Origin of the sequence: Shewanella youngdeokensis, from assembly GCF_033180165.1 — a bacterium.
GTDB lineage: Bacteria > Pseudomonadota > Gammaproteobacteria > Enterobacterales > Shewanellaceae > Shewanella > Shewanella youngdeokensis.
Genome location: NZ_CP136522.1, coordinates 4,322,796 through 4,343,646 on the forward strand (window position 1 = coordinate 4,322,796; position 20,851 = coordinate 4,343,646).

A 20,851-nucleotide genomic window follows, 5' to 3' on the forward strand; every position below is an offset into this window, starting at 1 on the left:
CTAGACACCTCTAATTTTTACCAGGTTTGGGTTTCTACGAACTTGTCCAAGCTAGCCTTCAACTCACCTTCGATGTCGGCGTTGTAGTTGCCAGTTTCGTTGATGGTCTTCATTAGGTCAGCATGTTCACTGTTCATGAAAGAGAGCAGAGACGCTTCGAAATCACCGATCTTATTCAGCTCAACACTCTTCAAGTAACCTTTTTCAGCTGCGAAAATAGACACAGACTGATCGGCAATACTCATTGGAGCATATTGCTTTTGCTTCATTAGTTCGGTAACACGCTCACCATGCTCAAGTTGAGCACGAGTTGCATCATCTAAGTCAGATGCAAACTGTGAGAACGCTGCAAGCTCTCGATACTGTGCTAGCGCGGTACGAATACCACCAGACAGTTTCTTGATGATTTTAGTCTGAGCCGCACCACCAACACGAGAAACCGAAATACCAGGGTTAACAGCAGGACGTAGTCCAGAGTTAAATAGGTCAGTTTCAAGGAAGATTTGACCATCGGTAATCGAAATTACGTTAGTCGGTACGAATGCAGATACGTCACCCGCTTGAGTTTCAATAATTGGTAGAGCAGTCAAAGAACCAGTTTGGCCTTTAACTTCACCTTTAGTGAACTTCTCAACATACTCGGCGTTAACACGTGAAGAACGTTCTAACAGACGAGAGTGAAGATAGAATACATCACCTGGGTATGCTTCACGTCCTGGTGGACGTTTTAGCAACAATGAAATCTGACGGTAAGCAACAGCTTGCTTAGACAGATCATCATATACGATTAGTGAGTCTTCACCGCGGTCACGGAAATATTCACCCATTGTACAACCAGAGTATGGAGCCAAGTATTGTAGTGCAGCAGCTTCAGAAGCTGTAGCAACAACAACAATGGTGTTCGCCAAAGCGCCGTGCTCTTCAAGCTTGCGTACTACGTTAGCAATTGTAGAAGCCTTTTGGCCTACAGCTACGTATACACATTTAATGCCTGAATCTTTTTGGTTGATAATTGCATCAATCGCAAGAGCGGTTTTACCGATCTGACGGTCACCAATGATCAATTCACGCTGGCCACGACCGATTGGGATCATGGAGTCAACAGCTTTATAACCAGTTTGTACTGGTTGATCTACTGACTTACGCTCAATTACACCTGGTGCAATTACTTCAACAGGAGAGAAACCATCACTATCGATAGGTCCTTTACCGTCAATTGGCTCACCTAGAGTGTTGACTACACGGCCTAAAAGACCACGGCCAACAGGTACTTCCAAAATACGGCCTGTTGTTTTAACTTTATCGCCTTCTGCCAAAGTGGCATAAGGGCCCATTACTACTGCACCGACAGAATCACGTTCTAAGTTCAACGCGATTGCAAAACGGTTACCAGGCAGCTCGATCATTTCACCTTGCATCACATCGGCTAGGCCGTGGATGCGGATGATGCCGTCACTTACTGCAACGATTGTACCTTCGTTGCGAGCTTCACTAACGACTTCGAACTGCTCGATCCGCTGTTTAATCAGATCGCTGATTTCAGTGGAATTCAGTTGCATGCTCAAACTCCCAATTACGACTGCAGCGTATCAGACAGACGCGAAATTTTTCCGCGGACCGAGCCATCAATGACTAGATCACCTGCCGTGATAATTACACCAGCAACAAGGCTGGCATCTATGCTGCAATTCAGCTTAACTTTGCGTGCTAGACGTTTCTCTAAAGAAGCGCTCATTTCCTGTTGTTGCTCAGAGGTTAGCTCAGTTGCCGAAACGACGAACGCTTCAACTTCTTTCGCATACTCGTGTTGCATCTCAACAAATTGTTGAGCAACAGCTGGTAGCACTACTAAACGACCGTTTTCAGCCATTACCTTTAACAGATTTCGAGCTTGCTCATTGACCTGCTCACCACAAACTCCAATAAAGAGTTCTGCAAGCTGGTTACTGGCTAAAGAGCCAGACAATAGCGGCTGCATAGTTTCGTTTTCACTAACTAATGCAGCAAAACCAAGCATTTCTGCCCAGCTATCCATTGCGTTTTGTTCTAGAGCAAAATCAAACGCTGCCTTTGCGTAAGGACGAGCGATGGTGGTTATTTCAGCCATAACTCTAACTCCTTATCAAAGTTCAGCAACAAGTTTATCAACTATGTCACTGTGTGCGGCTTCATCAATCGAACGCTCAAGAATTTTCTCAGCACCAAGAATGGCAAGAGTAGCAACTTGCTTACGCAAGTCTTCTTTTACGCGATTACGTTCAGCTTCAATTTCTGCTTGACCTTGAGCGATAATTTTAGCTCGCTCAGCGTCAGCTTCGGCTTTAGCTTCATCAACGATTTGAGCTTTGCGTTTGTTCGCAGACTCAATAATTTCGTTAGCAGTCGCTTTTGCATCTTTTAGTTGGTCAGTGGCTTTCGCCTGGGCCAACTCAAGGTCTTTCACGGCACGGTCTGCATCAGCTAGACCGTCGGCAATCCTTTTTTGACGCTCTTCGATGGCATTCATCAAAGGGGGCCAAACAAACTTCATGCAGAACCACACGAAGAGAAAAAAGGCAACCGTCTGACCGAGTAGGGTAGCGTTGATATTCACAACAGCCTCCTATTAAGTTTAAAGACAGAAGCGTTTATTAAAGCATTGCACCAAGAGGGTTAGTAAATAGCATAAATAATGCAATACCAACACCGATCATAGTAACGGCGTCCAATAGACCCGCGACGATGAACATTTTAACTTGTAGCATAGGAGCCATTTCTGGTTGACGCGCAGCGCCTTCCAAGAACTTGCCACCTAGTAGGCCAAAACCGATAGCAGTACCTAACGCACCCATACCAATCAACAGAGCAACAGCAATAGCTGTCATGCCTAATACAGTTTCCATCTCTATCTCCAATATTCTAAATCTTTGTTATTAATGATTTAGTTTAAATTTTTTTTACAGCAGATCCTTAATGATCTTCATGTGCCATGCTTAGGTAAACAATGGTCAACATCATGAAGATAAACGCTTGCAAAGTGATAACCATAATATGGAAAATTAACCAACCTAGTTGTAATGAAACACCTAGAGTAGATAATGCCCAGTTAGCACCGTACATCAACGCAATAAGGATGAAAATCAACTCACCCGCATACAAGTTACCAAACAAACGCAATGCCAATGAAATTGGCTTAGCGATTAAAGTAACCGTTTCTAGCAGGAAGTTGACGGGTATCATTGCCCAATGGTTAAAAGGCTGCAGAGTCAGTTCTTTAACAAAACCTGTAATGCCTTTGACTTTAATGCTGTAGTAAACAATCAGCACAAACACACCTAGAGCTAAACTAAAGGTAATGTTTAAGTCGGTCGTTGGAACAACTTTCATGTATGGGATACCAGCAGCAGCTGCTAGCTCAGGGATCCAGTCAACTGGAATCATATCCATGAAGTTCATCATGAATACCCATACAAAAATAGTTAATGCCAACGGAGCAATAACAGGATTGCGGCCATGGAATGTTTCCTTAACGCTACTGTCAACGAACTCAACTACCATCTCGACAAAACACTGAAGTTTGCCAGGAACACCGGTAGTCGCTTTCTTGCCAACGCTATGGAATAGCCACAAGAACAAAACACCAAGCCCAACCGAGAAGAACAACGAATCAATATGCCATGTCCAGAAGCCTTCACCAACACTTAGGTTGGTAAGGTGATGCTGGATATAGCCCTGCGGTGTTAACGCCTCACCAGTTGCAGCCATGATTCATCCCACTTAACTTTGCTTGAAATATAAAGGAGCTGTCCAATGCACTATTAACGCCAATGTGTAACACACAAAAAGAGGCATAAAGCCAACTTCTATATTGATAAACACTAACGAAAACATTGCTATGGTTAACAGCAGCTTTACCGCTTCCCCCCAGTAGAAAGTCTTAACAACTTTTGCTGCAGAGCTTGCTCCCGTATGGGAAAAAGCGAGGGTTGCGAATACAAAATTAGGGAGTACAGCAATAGCAGCACCTGCTAAAGCAGATATGCCATACTGAGCTCCCCACATGGCGAAAAAGAAAACTGATACGCTCCCAGCAACCGCTGCCTGAATCAAAACCAATTTATAGGCTGACAAACGGCCACGACGTGCTAAAACTTTACTCAATTTTACTTCTCCGCATTATCACTTTATGTTTCGATGACCGGATTACATATATCCGTATAAACCCGAGGTACAAAAAGCTTGCGAAAGTATACCGCCTCAGTGTTTCAAAGCAAGTTTAACTGACAGAAAAAGGAGACTTTTAGCGTGATCTACACCAAAAGTCTTTAAGTGGAAGATTTACCATTGTCACAAAGTTACATAATATCAATGTCACTCTGAGTTTTTAGCGGATTTTATTGATAATACCTTCTAATTCGGCCAAATTTTGATAATTAATTACCATTTTCCCTTTACCCTTCTTGTTGTGGGTCAGTGAAACTTTAGCACCTAACCTTTCAATCAACTGACTCTCTAAACGACTAACATCATGGTCTTTAGTCGGTTTTTCGGTGGTTTCAACTTGATTTAACGTTTTATTGACTAGACGCTCGGTTTCGCGAACAGTAAGCTCTTTAGAAACGACGATTCTAGCTAAGTTGGTTTGTTCGTCACCTTCAATCGCCAATAACGCGCGACCGTGACCCATATCAATATCACCGTTTTCTAACATACGCTTTACAGCTTCATTTAAGCCATTTAAACGTAATAAATTAGACACTGATGCTCGAGATTTACCTACCGCGTCGGCTATCTGTTGATGGGTGAGCTCAAACTCTTCAATCAATCTGTTTAGTGCTATAGCTTCTTCCATCGCATTTAAATCTTCGCGCTGAATGTTTTCAATCAATGCTATAGCAACAGCAGCTTCATCAGGAACTTGTTTAACGATACAAGGGAGCTTAGTAAGACCTGCAAGCTGCGATGCTCGCCAGCGCCGCTCACCGGCAATAATCTCAAACTGGTTAGGCGATACCGTGCGTACAACTATTGGTTGGATAATACCTTGGGCACGGATAGACTCTGCAAGCTCTTCAAGTGCATCTGCCGACATGTCTTTGCGCGGCTGATACTTACCAGGTTGTAACCTGTCGATATCTAAAGTAATCAGCTCATCATTAACAACATTGTCAGTAATTTCCTCAGCTTGAGGCGCTAATCTTTTACTTGCTGCATGGCTGGTGCTTAGTAGTGCATCAAGCCCTTTACCTAGGCCTCTTTTCTTTAACGTCATCTTTTTTCCTTAATCTTGCTCAGCCAATTCTAATTGCTCTGCTCGGCGAATAATTTCGCCAGCCAATGCTAAGTAGGCCTTTGCTCCTGCGCTCGATTTATCGTAATACATTGCTGGAGCACCAAAACTAGGCGCTTCAGCAAGCCGAACGTTCCTTGGGATAACTGTACGATAAACTTTGTCACCAAAATGTTGTTTTATTTGATCTGATACATCATTTGATAGGCGATTACGTGGGTCATACATAGTTCGCAGTAACCCTTCTATATACAGGCCAGGGTTGACCATTTCACCTATCTTACTAATGGTATCCATTAGGGCTGTTAAGCCTTCTAGCGCATAATACTCACACTGCATCGGGACCAAAACAGAATCTGCAGCGGACATGGCATTGACAGTAAGCATATTGAGGGAAGGTGGGCAGTCTATAAAAATAAAATCATAGTCATCTTTAATCGGGGCTAAAGCGTTACGTAAACGGATCTCCCTAGCAAAAAATTCCATCAACTTAATTTCAGCAGCGGTAACGTCTCCATTCCCGGCTATTAGATCGTATTTTCCACTGGTGTCTCGGCAAACAACTTCTTCAAATGTTTTTTCTTCAACCAATAAGTCATAAGCTGTGTTTTCGACAGTGTATTTGTCGATCCCACTTCCCATTGTTGCGTTACCTTGCGGATCGAGATCGATCAGCAGTACGCGTCGTTTGGTTGCTGCTAGCGAAGCCGCTAGGTTTACACAAGTTGTTGTTTTTCCGACGCCACCTTTTTGGTTAGCTACGGCTATCACTTTACCCACAATATCACCCTGTCAGTCACTTTTATTATATTCCGACCCTATCTCATTGGCAGTCTTAAAAATGAGGGGGAATTAGCGTGCTTACTTTTCCAAAGTGCTTGAAGCGCTGAAATAATGCAACAATTCAGTTCGCTTTACCTGCCTTGCTTTAGCTTTTAATCTAAAGCAAAACAATTACAAGCTTACATATTAAGTTTAATCTTGTTTTACCACTCTTAATAAATGGCGTTGCTCTTCTAGCTTAGGAACCACCAACTCAACAGTATCAGTGATGACAAATTCAGATGGTAAATTGGCCATTTCCTCTTCATTCAATTGACCTTTTAGCGCATAAAAACAGCCATCAGCCTTTGGTAAGTGTTGGCACCATTGCAACATATCTTGAATTGAAGCAAACGCACGGCTTAGTACTCCATCAAACAACTCTTCAGGTTCATAAGCTTCAACCCGACTTTCTACTGACGAAATATTGTTGATCCCAAGCTCAAACTGAACCTGCTTTTGAAAACGAATACGCTTACCTAAACTATCAAGTAATACAAATTCTTTGTCAGGATTCAAAATCGCCAGCGGGATCCCAGGTAAGCCTGGCCCTGTACCTACATCAATAAAGCGCGAACCTTGTAAGTGCGGGGAAACAACCAAACTATCCATGATATGTCTAATTAACATTTGTTCTGGATCACGCACAGAAGTCAGGTTAAATGCCTTATTCCATTTGTTGAGCATACCAACAAAATCAACAAGTTGCTTTTTTTGATGTTCGGTAGCTTCTAGGCCTACTTCAGCCATGTATTCGTTTAACTGGGCATATAACACGGGTTGTGTCCTCAAAACAATGTAACTCAGATATGTCGGTATTATGAAGCGCAGAAAAGATGAAAGGAAGCCTCAAGACTTCCCTTTATCATGCAATCTTGCGTTATATCGCGCTATTTAAGCGCTTTTTCTTAATAAACCACGTTTTTTCAAATGAACTAACAAGATAGATATTGCAGCAGGTGTCATACCTGAAATACGAGAGGCCTGGCCTACTGTCTCAGGTTTATGCTCATTCATTTTTGCAATCACTTCGTTAGAAAGCCCTGGAACTTCTTGATAATCAAAATCCAACGGCAAGCCAGTTGTTTCATTACGGATCGCTTTGTCGATCTCATCTTGTTGTCGCTGAATGTAACCCGAGTATTTAACTTGGATTTGCACTTGTTCTGCAGCTCGTTGATCGTCTATACCTGGTCCAAAACCATCTATTGACATCAATGTTGGGTAATCGAGTTCAGGACGACGTAATAAATCTTCAAAAGTAGCTTCCCGCGCTATTGGCGTATTTAAATGTGGATTTAACACATCTACAAGTGGTGATTTAGGGTGGATCCACTGACTACGAAGACGCTGAAGCTCTAGTTCGATCGACTCCTTTTTCTCACTGAATTTAGCCCAACGATCATCATCAATTAAGCCAAGTTCACGACCTTTCTCTGTTAAACGTAAATCAGCATTATCTTCTCGAAGCAATAAGCGGTACTCGGCACGGCTAGTAAACATGCGGTACGGCTCTTTTGTTCCTAACGTAGATAAATCATCAACAAGTACGCCAAGATATGCTTGGTCACGGCGTGGGCACCAAGTTTCTTTACCTTGAACTTGTAGCGACGCATTCATACCTGCTAGCAAACCTTGAGCACCAGCTTCTTCGTAACCGGTAGTCCCGTTAATTTGTCCAGCAAAAAACAAACCGTTGATCGTTTTGGTTTCTAATGAATTTTTAAGATCGCGCGGATCAAAATAATCATATTCAATCGCATAACCAGGGCGCATGATCTCTGCGTTTTCCATGCCATTGATCGAGCGTACTAAATTAAGCTGTACATCAAAAGGTAGGCTGGTTGAAATACCATTAGGGTAAATTTCAGTGGTATTTAACCCTTCTGGTTCGATAAATATTTGATGCGAATTTTTGTCTGCAAATCGATTAATTTTGTCTTCAATTGAAGGGCAATAGCGTGGCCCTATCCCTTCAATCACACCCGAGTACATTGGGCTTCTATCCAACCCAGCACGAATAATATCGTGAGTTTTCTCATTGGTATGCGTGATATGACACGACACTTGCTCTGGATGTTGGCTTACATCACCGATAAACGACATGACAGGTAATGGATCATCACCTTTTTGCTCTATCATTTTTGAAAAATCAATGGTGTTAGCATCGATTCTAGGTGGTGTACCTGTTTTTAAACGACCAACTCGGATCGGTAATTCACGTAATCGATGTGATAAAGCGATTGCAGGTGGATCGCCTGCACGTCCACCACTGTAATTTTCTAATCCAATATGGATCTTGCCAGCTAAAAATGTTCCGGCAGTTAGCACAACTGCAGGAGCTTCAAACGCTAAGCCCATTTGAGTAACTACACCCACTACGGTTTCGTTTTTAACAACAAGATCGTCTACCGCTTGTTGAAAAATACGTAAATTGGGTTGGTTTTGTAAAATTTCTTGGATCTTGTGGCGATAAAGGGCTCTATCTGCTTGAGCACGAGTTGCTCTCACTGCAGGGCCTTTGCTTGAATTCAATGTTCTAAATTGGATCCCTGCGTAATCGGTTGCTATAGCCATTGCGCCACCTAAGGCGTCAATTTCTTTAACCAGGTGTCCTTTGCCTATGCCGCCGATAGCAGGATTACAGGACATTTGTCCTAAAGTATCTATGTTGTGGGTTAGCAAAAGTGTTTTGGATCCCATTCTGGCAGAAGCTAACGCCGCTTCTGTTCCAGCATGACCACCACCAACAACGATTACATCAAACCGTTCATGAAATTGCATTCGACAGCCTTCGATTGGTAAAAGGATAAATTCTGTATTTGAGAGGATCATTTTAGCATTTGCTTTGCATAAGGTGAACGATCTATTTTGTGTGTTTTGAACAACACCGATCTGCTTAATAGATCTTAAGATCTTTAAATAGATCTCTTATTATGTTTATTATTAAGGAAGCACTTTTCGGTGGATAACCTTTATTTTCCTTTATAATCATAGGTTAATAACGGATCAAACCTGTGATCTATTCGCGATCAAACTTGCTTAAGCTTGGGGATAGATCGCCTAGTTATCCACAAGGTGGATCATTGACCAGATCGGTCTCTACTTAATACAGAGTTTGATCAGAAGAAAATAATACGTTATCCACATATTTATCATTTTTAACTGCAATATGTGGATAAGTGTGATCTAAATTGTGGGTATTTAGAAGTGGGATCGCGATGTGGGGTTGGTTAAAGGATCTTAAAGTTGATCTTGCCAGCAAGTTAACCAAGCTATAGCAGCCTCTTCTGGTATATGATCATATTGAATGTCGATCTGGATCTTATCCACAAAAACTTGTGCACCGCACAGGGACAACTGCTCAACTAATTTTTCAGGCCCTTGGCAAAAAGTGTCATAACTTGAATCGCCAATTGCACACACGGCAAATTTTGTTGCTGACAGATCCGGTTTTAAGGTCTGTATTTGGGTTAAAAATGGCACTATATTGTCAGGAAGATCGCCTGCTCCATGTGTAGAAGAGGCTATTATCCACAGTGAATTGAGGTCCAAATCGTCTAGATTTGGGGTTAAATGTATGTTGGCTTCATGGCCTATTTCGCTTAATTGATCAGCTAATTCATCTGCAACATACTCTGCACTGCCTAATGTTGTGCCTACTAAAATTTCTATTTTTGCCATGCTACTTCCTAATATTGAGCCTAAACATTGTCATTTATGTTGTGCATGATAGGTGAAAACTCCCGTTCAAGCTAAGTGATAATGTGCTTTTACAGTGTCAATAACCCAGTTCGTCAGTCGAATTTTATCCACTAAACTCTCCATTTTATTGCGCTAGCGGCTTATAGATATATAGCTGTTTGCGTAATAAGGCATTAGTGCTAGTTTATCAATTGTTAACATCTAAGTAACAATAGAACTGTTTCTGTTGTTTAACACCACCATCAATTGAGTATAAAAATGACATTAGTATCTATAACTGCCCAATTTGCGAACCTAGCTTGGGGACCACACATGTTGGTATTACTCGTTGGTGGTGGGCTATTTTTTCTTGTTTACTCTCGTTTCATACCTTTTCGTTATATCGGGCATGCAATTGCTATTGTTAGGGGAAAGCACCCAGATAAAGGGGCTCAAGGGCATATAAGCCATGCAGGAGCGTTATCAAGTGCGATGGCTGGTACTGTTGGAATGGGTAACATTGGCAGTGTTGCTGTAGCTATTATGGTGGGTGGCCCTGGTGCAATATTTTGGATGTGGATCAGCGCTATTGTTGGAATGGCGACTAAGTTTTTTACTTGTACATTAGCAATTATGTACCGAGGAAAAGATGAGAATGGTCAGTTACAGGGGGGACCGATGTATATTATTACAGAAGGTTTAGGCCCTAAATGGCGTTTTTTAGCTGTTTTTTTCTGTTTAGTGGGTTTAATTGGTAATTTTCCTCTATTCAATACTAATCAATTAATTCAAATATTAAAGGAATGGCTAATCATAAAGCCGGGCTTTTATGCTGTAGAGCAAAATACATTTTGGCTTGATTTGAGCATGGGTTTGGTCGTTATGTTATTAGTGGGTAGCGTAATTTTAGGTGGAATACAACGAATTGCGAGTGTCGCTAAAAGTGTCGTTCCGTTGATGATTATGATTTACATGGCTTGTGCCTTTTACGTTATAGTCAATCACATCAATGAAGTACCATTTTATTTGGGTTTAATCGTTAACGAGGCTTTCTCATTAAACTCGGTAGGTGGCGGTATTTTAGGTACTATGTTGATAGGTATTAGGCGCGCTGCTTTTTCAAATGAAGCTGGCATTGGTACTGAAGTTATGGCTCACGGTAGTGCCAAAACTAATGAGCCAGTTAAAGAAGGCTTAGTCGCAATGCTTGGCCCTGCGATAGATACGTTATTAGTGTGTACTTGTACTGCTTTGATTATTTTAATTTCGGGAGTGTGGCAAGGTAGTGCGGCAGAGGGGGTTAACTTGTCGGCTCAAGCTTTTGAGATAACAATGCCAGGTGTTGGGCCATATATCCTTATATTGTGTGTGTTTTTTTTTAGTATAAGCACTATTTTTACTCAAGCATTTTATGGTGGTCAGTGCTTTAGTTTTTTGTTTGGCGCTAAACAAATTCGCAAGTATCAATATGTATACTTGCTAACCATTTTGTTTGCTGCTACAGCTACACTTGATGAAATTATTAATCTTATTGATGGCGCTTATGCGTTAATGGCTATTCCAACAATGGTGTCGGCACTATTATTAGCACCGAAAGTTAAAGCGGCTGCTGATGATTATTTTGCTCGATTAAGCTTGAGTTAGGCTCTGTATATAGCTTAAGTGTTTGTATTTAAAGTGTTTAAAAGGCTCTAAGCATAGAGCCTTTTAAATTATGTGACTGATTGAACCTGAGAAGCCAGTAGCCAGATAGCTAGCGCGAAAAATATCACGCCCATAAACTTATTTTGATTGGTGCGAAAATTTTCATTTTTTAGTAAAGGTTTGCCTAGCGTTCCGACCAATGCTACCAGTAGCAAGTTGAAGGTTAACCCCATAATATTAAGTAGTAACCCCAAAGCTAACATTTGCTCGCCTGAGCTAGCACTTAGCTGTGTTGATACAAATTGCGGCAAAAACAGTACAAAAAAGATTAGTGCTTTTGGATTTAGTAGGTTGCTCATTACCGCTCGGCGATATAGTAATTTTGCCAGATTATGTTGTTGTTCAATTTCTGGAGCTTCGGCTGCTGAACTACGCATACAATCCCAACCCATTTTTAGTAAATATGCGGCACCTAAAATACGTAATAATTCTAAAGCCATAGGGTTCATTGCAACTAATGCCGAAACTCCCATAGCAGCAAGTATTGTTAAAATTAATCCCGATGTTGCATTACCAAAGCTGGCATAAACGCCTACTTTTTTTCCATAGCTTAAACTTGAACTTGCGATTAATAGCATGTCTGGGCCAGGGATTAAGAGTAGGGCGACTACGGTGGTGAGATATAACGGGAGTAAAGCTAAATCGATCATCATTAATGCACTATATAAAGGGAAGTATTGAAACAAGGCGCGGATTTTACAGTTATCGAACGCGATTGAAAGTGATGTGGCGTTTAAATGAGAGGTTAAGTTGGCAGGCTTTGTTTACGGATAAGCACTTATCTACTGTTGTCAGTATTTTATTTGAGGTTTTAGCGGGCTCTTTTGCTACCCTAATAGGTTACATCACCTTTTACACCGAATTGAATATGAAACTAGACGATATAATTACTACGTTGAGTCGTGGCGACTTAACTAAACTTCCAGTGGATGCTTTGCAAGCTGCTAGATTGCAGTGGCCTGAATTACTGCCGGTTATAGATGAATTAATGCAGCGGTTTATTGCTAAGCAGGATTTGTCTGATACGGAGTCTAATTTACTTTTTTTCGGTATTTGTCTAATTGTTGATCGTAAGGAATATAGCTGTTTTGAATCTTTGATTAGCCTAACCAATATGGACGATTGTAATAGTCCACTAGATTCCTTATTGGGGGATTTTATTGGATCAGATCTATCAACCGTTTACTACATTTTGGCTCAAGGGAGTCCTGAAAAACTTTGCTTTTTGATTAACTCTGGGCAAGCGGGTGAAATCGTTAAAATGTCAGCCTTAAGTGCACTTTTTACTCAGTTACATACTGGTCAAATTGATAGAGACACCCTTAACCAAAGTGTGCCTGATTTTATCGACAACCTTGTTAAAAGTAATCATACAATCGCACTTTTTGAGTTGGTTAACTTGCTTATTTCAAATGAGTTTAATCAGTATCACCATCAGTTTGTTGGCTATGTAAAAAGTAAAATTATCGACGAAGGCCCCGCGGAAAACAAGTGTATTCTTGATTGGGACAATCAATCTATCGGCTATTCAGAGTGGGAAAGCGGTTTAATCAATGGTGATTATGATGTTATTGAGTCCTTAAGTCAGTGGGCTGGCTTCAACTCAGAATCTGACATGAGTGATGATGACCTGATGGCGGTTTTTGATGATTTAATGAATACGCCAAAGGAGCTTGATGATAGCTATTTTGAAGACTTTGATGTTAACCAGCCCTTTATTGCCGATATTCAAGCTGGGCGTAATGATCCGTGTCCTTGTGGAAGTGGCAAAAAATATAAGAAGTGTTGCTTGAATTAGGGCATAAATTAAGGCTTTTTAGCAAGAACTAATAAAGCGTCGTTCAATAAGGTCACCTTAGGGTGGCCTTAATATTTATTATTAAACAAATCGTGCCTGAACGTCAGTAAGCTTTACTACTTGAAAAGGTAGCTGTATTTCAGCGTTTGCTCCCAGTATTTTTACTTTTTTTATCGCGAGCTGCGGTATTTTCTACAGTTTAACAACCTAACTTTATCCATAGCTTTTATTGCATAGATATTATCGTTAATTACCAAGTTAACTGACTACGCGTTATTATGGCTTTCTAATAACGTTTAGTGTTTACCACCTATGTCCATTTCCCCAAATATCAAGTTACCTATCGACTCCCTCTACCAAGAGTTTAAGTCAGCCATTAAAGACCACCATCTAGTGGTTGAATCAGACACCGGATCGGGTAAATCAACTCGTCTACCACTTTGGTGTGCTGAGCCTGATGAAAATGGTAAAAAACAACGGGTATTAGTGGTTGAGCCTCGGCGTGTAGCTTGCTTGGCGTTGGCAAGTTATGTTGGTGAATTAGCAGAAAGTTATAGCGTAGCTAGTCGTTTATCAAAATCCATTCTACCTATAAATGTAGGTCATGCTATTCGTTTTGATTCCAGCGTGGATGAGCATACTGATATTGCCTTTGTTACCCCTGGTGTTGCGTTACGATGGTTATCAATGGACAGTGATGACGAGAAAGCGGGTTTAGCTTGTTTTGATACGGTGATTATTGATGAGTTTCATGAGCGTCGTTGGGACACCGATTTACTATTAGCACTGTTGAAAAAGTGTGGTAAACATCGATTAATTATTACCTCAGCAACAATTGACGGTGCCAGGCTTAATAGCTATTTATCTGATTATAATAGGTTTAATTCAAAAAGGTTGTTGGCTCAAGGTAAAATGTTTCACGTGGAACTAACGTACCAGTCAACGAATAGTCAACAGTTACCTGAGGCATTCAATTTAGAGCAAAAAGTAAAAGCTGCAGTGACATATTTACTAAGTCAGACATCTGGTGATGTGTTGGTATTTTTGCCTGGCAAGCGTGAAATCTTATCTTGCATGCAAGCATGTCAGTCTTTAATCCAAGGTAAGCCTTCTGCTGACGTTGGTATGGCTAATATTGATTTAGTGGCTTTACATGGTGCTATTTCTCCCATTGAGCAGCAAGCTTTGTTAGCTACAGCCCTTATTCAACGAGTTATTTTTTCGACCAATATAGCTGAAACATCTTTGACTATTCCAGGTGTAAGCGCAGTGGTTGATTCAGGGTTAGAGCGGCGAACTCATCAACGAAATGGTCGAACTGTATTGTCGCTAGCACGAATATCAAAAGCTAGTAGTGAACAGCGCAAAGGTCGTGCTGGTCGAACGCAAGCGGGTTTATGTGTGCGCTTATGGGGGGAGCATGCGCCACTAGAAGCCATTTCACCTCCAGAATTTCAGCGTGAAGAATTAGTAGAACCTATGCTAGCTGCTGCATGCAGCGGGGTACGCCTCGATGAACTTGAATTTGTAGACACGATTAATCCTAAATCACTAGTGATAGCAGAAAGCCGTTTGTTAGCTATGGGGGCGATAGATCAACTGGGAAAAGTAACTGCTCATGGTCGAAAGTTATTTCCATTACCGATAGATACTCAGTTTGCCCATTTGATCAGTGCTATGCCCGATGATGAATGTACCGAACTTATGGTGGATTTAGCGGCAGCTATAAGCGTGCCACAACGTTTGTATCAACAACCCTGTGCAGAATACGACGTTAAGTCACTACATGATTGGGAGCCGCTGGGCTGTGATGCTTTTACATTGATTAAATTAGTACGCGGATCCGCTGTGGATTTTTTGAATATTGAACATAATGCCATTAAAGAGGCGCGTAAGTTAGCGTGCCACATTAGGCAAGCTTTAGGTCTACCTAAGTTAAACAGGGCTGTTATGTTAGACCGAAAATCTGAAGCGTTACGAAACCGTTGGCTATTAGCGGTTATTAAGGCTTTACCTGAACTCGCATTTGTTAGGCGTATTAAGCGAGTGCAAGCATTAGGCAATGGCTTTAGCGAGGTACAAATTGGTCGTGATAGCCGCTTTACCCCTGAACTTAGAGACCTTTCAGGTAAAGAGGCTGCTATTGCGGCGGTGGTATTTGATCAGCATTCTATAGCGGGTAAAGGGGTTAAACAGACTTTAAACTTAGGCTCTGTAATGGCGCCTATTTCAACACAATTAATTTGCCAAGCAGGTTTAGGTGAAGACCGTTTAGCACAGACAAAAGAGCTATCTGGCACGCACAAGGTGCTTATTGAGCGAGTTTATGCAGGTAGGGTGATTGATTTACGTGTTGAGAAAGCCACTGGTGAGCAAGCGATTGATGCTATTGTGCGGAGTATTATTCAAGGGCGTGAATTACCTGGGATTGGCGAACGCTTGGCTGCCGATGTTGCTGCATGGAATATTTGGTATGCATTGGGTAAATCACGGGAGTTTGATTGTAAGGTTAATCAACCACTCGTGCTCGATGTTTACCTTAAAGATAAGCTTGTTGAACTAGGGGTGGAAGGCTTTGAAGATTTATGCATGTTAGAAGCTGAAGACCTATTGTTTGATGGGATCCCTGATTGGCAGCGAGAAGAGTTTGATCAACTTTACCCCGCATTAGTACAACTACCAGAGCTTAAATTACAGGTTACATATGAGCCTAAACGAAAACGAGTGATGTTAGATTATATAAACGGTGGTCGCAAACAAGGCCCAAAACGATGGGAGTTACCTCGGTGGGTCGGTTGGAAGATCCAATATCGTAAAGCCAGTCGTATTGTTGACGTAAAATGATATTTTTATCGATCTAAGCGTAAAGATCGGTACTAACTATTGGGAATTTTAACCACAGGTAATCCACTTTTGCACAGGGAAGTTTTTTTGTTGAATTTTTCTGAGTATAACTTATCGAATAAGATCAATTTTATACGCTTATTTTGTAAATAAACAAATCATCAATTAAAATAATAAGCATACTTATCAGTGGCTTAAGGTGGTGTTGCTTATACTGTTACGATCTATTAATAGATCCCTTTTGCTTGTTGATATCTCTGTTGATACTTGTTTTTAACGATCGTATTTTTGATGGGGTCTATACAGAGGTTTACAGTTAGCGATCTAAATGCGATCGAGCTGTAAAATTTGAGTTACGGGGTCGGAAACAGTATTCGTCTAGATCTTAATGGTAAGATCTAGACTTAACTGATAGAGAGCTAGGGCTTAAATGTTTAGTTGCGGCTACTTACCAATACAAAATGAGCTGAATATTTTGCCAAGTAAGTCATCTGAGGTAAATTTACCGGTGATTTCTGATAACGCTAACTGAGACATCCTTAGCTCTTCTGCCAGTAGTTCACCAGCTTGGTATACTTCTAGTTGCTCTTTACCTATATCTAAATGGCTGCTTGCAAGATCCAACGCTTCTAAATGGCGACGACGTGCAATAAACCCGCCCTCTAAATTACTTTGGTAACCCATTAGTGATTTAAGGTGTTGCTTTAAGTCTTCCACACCTAAGCCCGTCTTTGCTGATATTCGGTGGATCTGATGACCAGCATCTTCGGTTATGCCGAGAGTTTCACCGGTAAGATCTGCCTTATTGCGTATGACTGTTACACCTAAGTTTTTAGGAAGGCGGTCGATAAAGTCTGGCCAGATTTCATGGGGATCAACGTCATTCGTGGTGGTGCCATCAACCATAAACAGTACTTGGTCGGCGCTGGTTATTTCATCCCAAGCCCTTTCAATACCAATTTTTTCTACCGTATCGGCAGTATCACGTAAACCTGCTGTATCGATAATATGTAGCGGCATACCGTCTAGGTGGATATGTTCGCGTAATACATCACGTGTGGTTCCTGCTATTTCAGTTACAATTGCAGACTCTTTACCTGCAAGCGCATTCAAAAGGCTTGATTTACCGGCATTGGGGCGACCAGCAATAACCACTTTCATCCCTTCTCGAATAATTGAACCTTGTTTAGCGCTGGCTTTCACCGAGCTGAGCTTGGTAATAATACGATTGAGTGAACCTGAAATTTTACCATCAGACAGAAAATCAACTTCTTCATCTGGAAAATCGATGGCAGCTTCGACGTATAAGCGTAGGTTAGTTACTTGCTCCACTAACTCGTGTACTTGAGTCGAAAATTCGCCCTGTAACGAGTTTAATGCGCTTTTTGCTGCTTGCTCACTTGTAGCATCGATTAAGTCAGCAATGGCTTCAGCTTGTGTTAGGTCAAGCTTGTCGTTCATAAAGGCTTGTTCGCTAAACTCTCCAGGTTTAGCTATACGCAAACCTTCGATTTCCATGACACGCTTAATAAGCATATCAAGCACAATTTGGCCGCCATGGCCTTGAAGCTCTAATACATCTTCACCGGTAAATGAGTTAGGCCCTTTAAAAAATAATGCGATTCCTTGGTCGATGACATCGCCTTGGTCACTTTTAAAGTCACAGTAGTTGGCATAACGTGGCTTAGGGACTCGCCCTAGTACCGCCATCGCAACGTTGCTAGCTAAGTCGCCAGACACTCTAATAATCCCCACACCGCCACGCCCAGGAGCGGTCGCTTGTGCCACGATAGTATCTGTTGTCATTACTGTGTTTCCTAGTTCAAGTTTACAAGTTAAAAAGTGCTTCTCATTAAATGAGAAAAGCGGCAGATACCTGAAGTATCTAGCCGCTTTGCTTAATTGGAGCTAAAGCTAGAAGGTTATTTTAACCCTTTCTTCTCCAAGCCAGCATAAATAATTTTTTGCTGAGTAATTGCGACTAAGTTACCCACTAACCAGTATAGAACCAGACCAGCTGGGAACCATAGGAAGAACACGGTAAAGATAACAGGCATCCATTGCATCATTTTAACTTGCATTGGATCCATCGTTGGCGCCATTGGTTGCATCTTCTGCATCACAAACATTGAAATGCCCATTAAGATTGGCATGACATAGTATGGATCTTGTACTGACAAGTCGGTGATCCATAACATAAATGGTGCATGACGTAGTTCAACACTTTCAAGTAACACCCAGTAAAGCGCAATGAAGATTGGCATCTGTAGCAAGATTGGTAGACAGCCACCCATTGGGTTAACTTTCTCTTTTTTGTACAGTTCCATCATAGCTTGACCCATCTTCTGACGGTCATCACCTAAACGCTCTTTCATTTCTGCAAGCTTAGGTTGCAAGTTACGCATCTTCGCCATTGAGGTATATTGAGCTTTAGTCAGTGGGTATAGTGCACCACGAACCGTCAGTGTAATTAGGATAATTGCGATACCCCAGTTAGTGACGAGCGACTGGAAGAACATTAGTAGCTTGTAAATAGGAACGGCTAACCACCAAAGGAAACCATAATCTACAACCAAGTTTAATGAATCAGAAATTTCTGATAATGACTCTTGGTCTTTAGGGCCGACATAGAACTGCGCATTAAGCGTTTGCTCGCTACCCGGTGCAATGTCATAAAGTGCACCACGGAAACCGATATTTGCTAAACCGCCAGCGCTTACGCTAGAAAAGATAATATTTTTATCATTTTCAGGTGGCACCCAAGCTGATACGAAATAGTGTTGTAGCATTGCAGCCCAACCACCCAGTGTCGATTTATCTAGGTTAGTGTCAACCATGTCATCGAAGCTATACTTCTCGTAGCGTGTATCGGCTGTTGAGAAAGCTGCACCACGATAAGTTGGCATCATCATGCTGCTTTCACTTTTCTTGATACTGTGCTTAATTTGCCCATACATTTGAACTTGTAACTGTTCACTAGAGGTATTGTTGATGTTGTAATCAACATTAACATTGTACTTACCGCGGTAAAGGGTAAACATCTTAGTGTAAGTTACACCGTTAGCTGCAACGTAAGTTAGCGGCACATTTAATGTGTCTTGATCTGCTGCTAAGGTATATTCGCGTGAAGTGCTATCAAAATGGGCACGACCTGAACGGCTACTATCAATACCGTCACGACCGATTAAACCACTTTGAGCAACATAATAGATGTCGTTTGTTTGCTCTAATAAAATAAATGGATCATCGCCATTTTCTTCTAGTTTATGAGCAAGCAAAGCTGAATAGACGATATCACCACCCATTGGATCAATTTTAATCTCCAATAGGTCTGTAGTAACGGTAATGAGTTCTTTAGAATTCGTCGTTACTTCAGGTAATGCTGAATCAGCACTAGGTACATCTGAACTATGAGCATCGGCAACAGTAGACGGGGCTACTGAAGTATGAGTGTGTGCTACCGGTTGAGGAGCATTATCTACTTGCCATTGTTGCCACAGTAGAAAGCTGACAAAAAGCAAACCGATAAGCAATATATTGCGTTGAGATTCCATAGCCTATTTATCGCACCTGTGTTTTTTGTTAGGGACGGGGTCTTCACCGCCTGGATGTAAAGGGTGACATTTTAATATGCGTTTCGCTGCAAACCAACACCCCTTCATAAAGCCATGCAAGCGAATCGCTTCAATTGCATAGTATGAACATGTTGGATTGAACCTGCAACGAGGTCCCAGCATGGGACTAATTAATACTTGGTAGCCACGAATAAACGTGGTTGCTAGCCATTGTAACGGCGAGAGAGTTTTCGCCATAGCTTTTCTACCAATTTTTTGAGTTCTGCACTTTCCATATCAAGTACGCCATTTCTGACAAGCACAACAATATCTACAGCGGGTAAATCATGCTGATGTAAACGAAAATTATCTCTAATAATACGTTTTATGCGATTACGTTGGTGAGCTTTTTTTACATAACGCTTGGCAACAGTTAGCCCTAAACGAGGATGCTGTTCAGAATTAGGTATTGCAAGTAAAGTTATTTCAGCGGAAGACGCTTTGATAGGTTTGGTAAAGACAGATTTAAATTGCGCGGGAGTTAACAAACGTAACTCCCGCGTAAAGGTGTAGCTGGTCACTTGCATCTCTACTTAAGCAGAAAGACGAGCGCGACCTTTAGCACGGCGACGTTGAATGACCTTACGGCCACCGACTGTAGCCATACGAGCGCGGAAGCCGTGAGAACGCTTGCGCTTCAGGTTGCTAGGTTGAAAAGTACGTTTACTCATTATGGCAATCCGTCTTTGTTAGGTTAATAAACCTTAGCCGCTAATAAATTAGAGGTAAGGGCAAAAAAGAGGCCGAATTGTAATCACTTTAGTCGGTGCAGTCAATAAGCAATCGACTCAAGTGGCTAAATAATCGCTTCTTAGTTTTTTATTCGAAGGTACTAACCTACTATAATTTGTGGATAACTCTGTGAGTTACCACTACATCTAGTGGTTTAGTAAAAGAAAAAACAGATCGAACAAGGCTCATTATAGATCGAACTGGATCGCTTAATAAAGCTGGATTTGCGCCTTTTTGCAAAAATATTGATCTGTTCCGATCCTTTTGGATCGAGATCTTATTCAATAGTTGATCTATCTGGGGATAAATATATTTAAAGGATAGCGATCAGCGTGATCTCACTATAGAATACACTTCTTTTTGTGATCTTTTGGGGATAAGTAC

Annotated in this window: 20 protein-coding genes; 3 read left to right on the plus strand and 17 right to left on the minus strand. The window is 41.4% G+C overall.

What is annotated here, in order from left to right; all coding sequences use genetic code 11:
• Window positions 1–17 precede the first annotated feature (17 nt).
• The 11 genes from atpA to mioC form a co-directional block, all read right to left on the minus strand.
• Entirely contained in the window at window positions 18–1,559 is a 1,542-nt protein-coding gene (gene atpA / locus RGE70_RS18475; RefSeq protein ID WP_020915097.1) for a F0F1 ATP synthase subunit alpha, read from the minus strand.
• Window positions 1,560–1,573: 14 nt separating this feature from the next.
• Entirely contained in the window at window positions 1,574–2,107 is a 534-nt protein-coding gene (gene atpH / locus RGE70_RS18480; RefSeq protein ID WP_310472858.1) for a F0F1 ATP synthase subunit delta, read from the minus strand.
• A 15-nt stretch (window positions 2,108–2,122) separates the two neighbouring features.
• Window positions 2,123–2,593: a F0F1 ATP synthase subunit B gene (gene atpF, locus RGE70_RS18485; protein ID WP_310472859.1), complete on the minus strand. Its 471-nt coding sequence runs from the start codon at window positions 2,591–2,593 to the stop codon at window positions 2,123–2,125.
• Window positions 2,594–2,630: 37 nt separating this feature from the next.
• Window positions 2,631–2,882, minus strand: a complete 252-nt coding sequence (gene atpE / locus RGE70_RS18490) for a F0F1 ATP synthase subunit C (RefSeq protein ID WP_011639455.1) — start codon at window positions 2,880–2,882, stop codon at window positions 2,631–2,633.
• Between the two features lie 67 nt (window positions 2,883–2,949).
• Window positions 2,950–3,744, minus strand: coding sequence for a F0F1 ATP synthase subunit A (atpB, locus tag RGE70_RS18495; RefSeq protein ID WP_310472860.1), 795 nt, complete (start codon window positions 3,742–3,744; stop codon window positions 2,950–2,952).
• Window positions 3,745–3,756: 12 nt separating this feature from the next.
• Window positions 3,757–4,140: an ATP synthase subunit I gene (locus tag RGE70_RS18500; protein WP_310472861.1), complete on the minus strand. Its 384-nt coding sequence runs from the start codon at window positions 4,138–4,140 to the stop codon at window positions 3,757–3,759.
• A gap of 223 nt (window positions 4,141–4,363) precedes the next feature.
• Window positions 4,364–5,251, minus strand: coding sequence for a ParB/RepB/Spo0J family partition protein (locus RGE70_RS18505; protein WP_310472862.1), 888 nt, complete (start codon window positions 5,249–5,251; stop codon window positions 4,364–4,366).
• Window positions 5,252–5,260: 9 nt separating this feature from the next.
• Window positions 5,261–6,049 (minus strand): ParA family protein, encoded by a 789-nt coding sequence (locus RGE70_RS18510; protein WP_310472863.1) that lies wholly within the window; start codon window positions 6,047–6,049, stop codon window positions 5,261–5,263.
• Between the two features lie 195 nt (window positions 6,050–6,244).
• Entirely contained in the window at window positions 6,245–6,868 is a 624-nt protein-coding gene (gene rsmG, locus RGE70_RS18515; RefSeq protein ID WP_310472864.1) for a 16S rRNA (guanine(527)-N(7))-methyltransferase RsmG, read from the minus strand.
• A 117-nt stretch (window positions 6,869–6,985) separates the two neighbouring features.
• Window positions 6,986–8,875: a tRNA uridine-5-carboxymethylaminomethyl(34) synthesis enzyme MnmG gene (mnmG, locus tag RGE70_RS18520; protein ID WP_310472865.1), complete on the minus strand. Its 1,890-nt coding sequence runs from the start codon at window positions 8,873–8,875 to the stop codon at window positions 6,986–6,988.
• Between the two features lie 459 nt (window positions 8,876–9,334).
• Window positions 9,335–9,775: an FMN-binding protein MioC gene (gene mioC, locus RGE70_RS18525; protein WP_310472866.1), complete on the minus strand. Its 441-nt coding sequence runs from the start codon at window positions 9,773–9,775 to the stop codon at window positions 9,335–9,337.
• A 279-nt stretch (window positions 9,776–10,054) separates the two neighbouring features.
• On the opposite strand from mioC, the gene RGE70_RS18530 reads away from it, so the two are divergent.
• Window positions 10,055–11,419: an alanine/glycine:cation symporter family protein gene (locus RGE70_RS18530; RefSeq protein WP_375087872.1), complete on the plus strand. Its 1,365-nt coding sequence runs from the start codon at window positions 10,055–10,057 to the stop codon at window positions 11,417–11,419.
• Between the two features lie 68 nt (window positions 11,420–11,487).
• Here RGE70_RS18530 and RGE70_RS18535 read toward each other — a convergent pair whose 3' ends face one another.
• A complete protein-coding gene (locus tag RGE70_RS18535; RefSeq protein ID WP_310472868.1) occupies window positions 11,488–12,132 on the minus strand; it encodes a LysE family translocator in 645 nt (214 codons plus the stop codon).
• Window positions 12,133–12,347: 215 nt separating this feature from the next.
• Here RGE70_RS18535 and RGE70_RS18540 point away from each other — a divergent pair, with 215 nt between their 5' ends.
• Both RGE70_RS18540 and RGE70_RS18545 read left to right on the plus strand, forming a co-directional pair.
• Window positions 12,348–13,277 carry a DUF1186 domain-containing protein gene (locus RGE70_RS18540; RefSeq protein ID WP_375087873.1) on the plus strand — a complete coding sequence of 310 codons (930 nt, stop codon included), beginning with the start codon at window positions 12,348–12,350 and terminating at the stop codon, window positions 13,275–13,277.
• Between the two features lie 312 nt (window positions 13,278–13,589).
• Complete coding sequence (locus RGE70_RS18545; protein ID WP_310472869.1) at window positions 13,590–16,121, plus strand: helicase-related protein; 2,532 nt, start codon at window positions 13,590–13,592, stop codon at window positions 16,119–16,121.
• A gap of 444 nt (window positions 16,122–16,565) precedes the next feature.
• Here RGE70_RS18545 and mnmE read toward each other — a convergent pair whose 3' ends face one another.
• The 5 genes from mnmE to rpmH form a co-directional block, all read right to left on the minus strand.
• Window positions 16,566–17,927, minus strand: coding sequence for a tRNA uridine-5-carboxymethylaminomethyl(34) synthesis GTPase MnmE (mnmE, locus tag RGE70_RS18550; RefSeq protein WP_310472870.1), 1,362 nt, complete (start codon window positions 17,925–17,927; stop codon window positions 16,566–16,568).
• Between the two features lie 116 nt (window positions 17,928–18,043).
• Entirely contained in the window at window positions 18,044–19,675 is a 1,632-nt protein-coding gene (gene yidC, locus RGE70_RS18555; protein WP_310472871.1) for a membrane protein insertase YidC, read from the minus strand.
• A gap of 3 nt (window positions 19,676–19,678) precedes the next feature.
• Entirely contained in the window at window positions 19,679–19,933 is a 255-nt protein-coding gene (gene yidD, locus RGE70_RS18560) for a membrane protein insertion efficiency factor YidD (RefSeq protein ID WP_310472872.1), read from the minus strand.
• Window positions 19,900–20,256: a ribonuclease P protein component gene (gene rnpA / locus RGE70_RS18565; RefSeq protein ID WP_202287250.1), complete on the minus strand. Its 357-nt coding sequence runs from the start codon at window positions 20,254–20,256 to the stop codon at window positions 19,900–19,902. The genes yidD and rnpA overlap by 34 nt, the downstream gene beginning before the upstream one ends.
• A 12-nt stretch (window positions 20,257–20,268) precedes the next feature.
• Window positions 20,269–20,406 (minus strand): 50S ribosomal protein L34, encoded by a 138-nt coding sequence (gene rpmH, locus RGE70_RS18570; RefSeq protein ID WP_202287251.1) that lies wholly within the window; start codon window positions 20,404–20,406, stop codon window positions 20,269–20,271.
• Between the last annotated feature and the right edge of the window lie 445 nt (window positions 20,407–20,851).

Bases quoted from the DNA above. Each gene is read 5' to 3' on its own strand.
- atpE (WP_011639455.1), bottom strand. From the start codon at position 2,882: ATGGAAACTGTATTAGGCATGACAGCTATTGCTGTTGCTCTGTTGATT.
- atpH (WP_310472858.1), bottom strand. From the start codon at position 2,107: ATGGCTGAAATAACCACCATCGCTCGTCCTTACGCAAAGGCAGCGTTT.
- mioC (WP_310472866.1), bottom strand. From the start codon at position 9,775: ATGGCAAAAATAGAAATTTTAGTAGGCACAACATTAGGCAGTGCAGAG.
- yidC (WP_310472871.1), bottom strand. From the start codon at position 19,675: ATGGAATCTCAACGCAATATATTGCTTATCGGTTTGCTTTTTGTCAGC.
- rpmH (WP_202287251.1), bottom strand. From the start codon at position 20,406: ATGAGTAAACGTACTTTTCAACCTAGCAACCTGAAGCGCAAGCGTTCT.
- RGE70_RS18535 (WP_310472868.1), bottom strand. From the start codon at position 12,132: ATGATGATCGATTTAGCTTTACTCCCGTTATATCTCACCACCGTAGTC.
- atpB (WP_310472860.1), bottom strand. From the start codon at position 3,744: ATGGCTGCAACTGGTGAGGCGTTAACACCGCAGGGCTATATCCAGCAT.
- mnmE (WP_310472870.1), bottom strand. From the start codon at position 17,927: ATGACAACAGATACTATCGTGGCACAAGCGACCGCTCCTGGGCGTGGC.
- atpA (WP_020915097.1), bottom strand. From the start codon at position 1,559: ATGCAACTGAATTCCACTGAAATCAGCGATCTGATTAAACAGCGGATC.
- mnmG (WP_310472865.1), bottom strand. From the start codon at position 8,875: ATGCAATTTCATGAACGGTTTGATGTAATCGTTGTTGGTGGTGGTCAT.
- yidD (WP_310472872.1), bottom strand. From the start codon at position 19,933: ATGGCGAAAACTCTCTCGCCGTTACAATGGCTAGCAACCACGTTTATT.
- RGE70_RS18505 (WP_310472862.1), bottom strand. From the start codon at position 5,251: ATGACGTTAAAGAAAAGAGGCCTAGGTAAAGGGCTTGATGCACTACTA.
- RGE70_RS18540 (WP_375087873.1), top strand. From the start codon at position 12,348: ATGAAACTAGACGATATAATTACTACGTTGAGTCGTGGCGACTTAACT.
- RGE70_RS18545 (WP_310472869.1), top strand. From the start codon at position 13,590: ATGTCCATTTCCCCAAATATCAAGTTACCTATCGACTCCCTCTACCAA.
- RGE70_RS18530 (WP_375087872.1), top strand. From the start codon at position 10,055: ATGACATTAGTATCTATAACTGCCCAATTTGCGAACCTAGCTTGGGGA.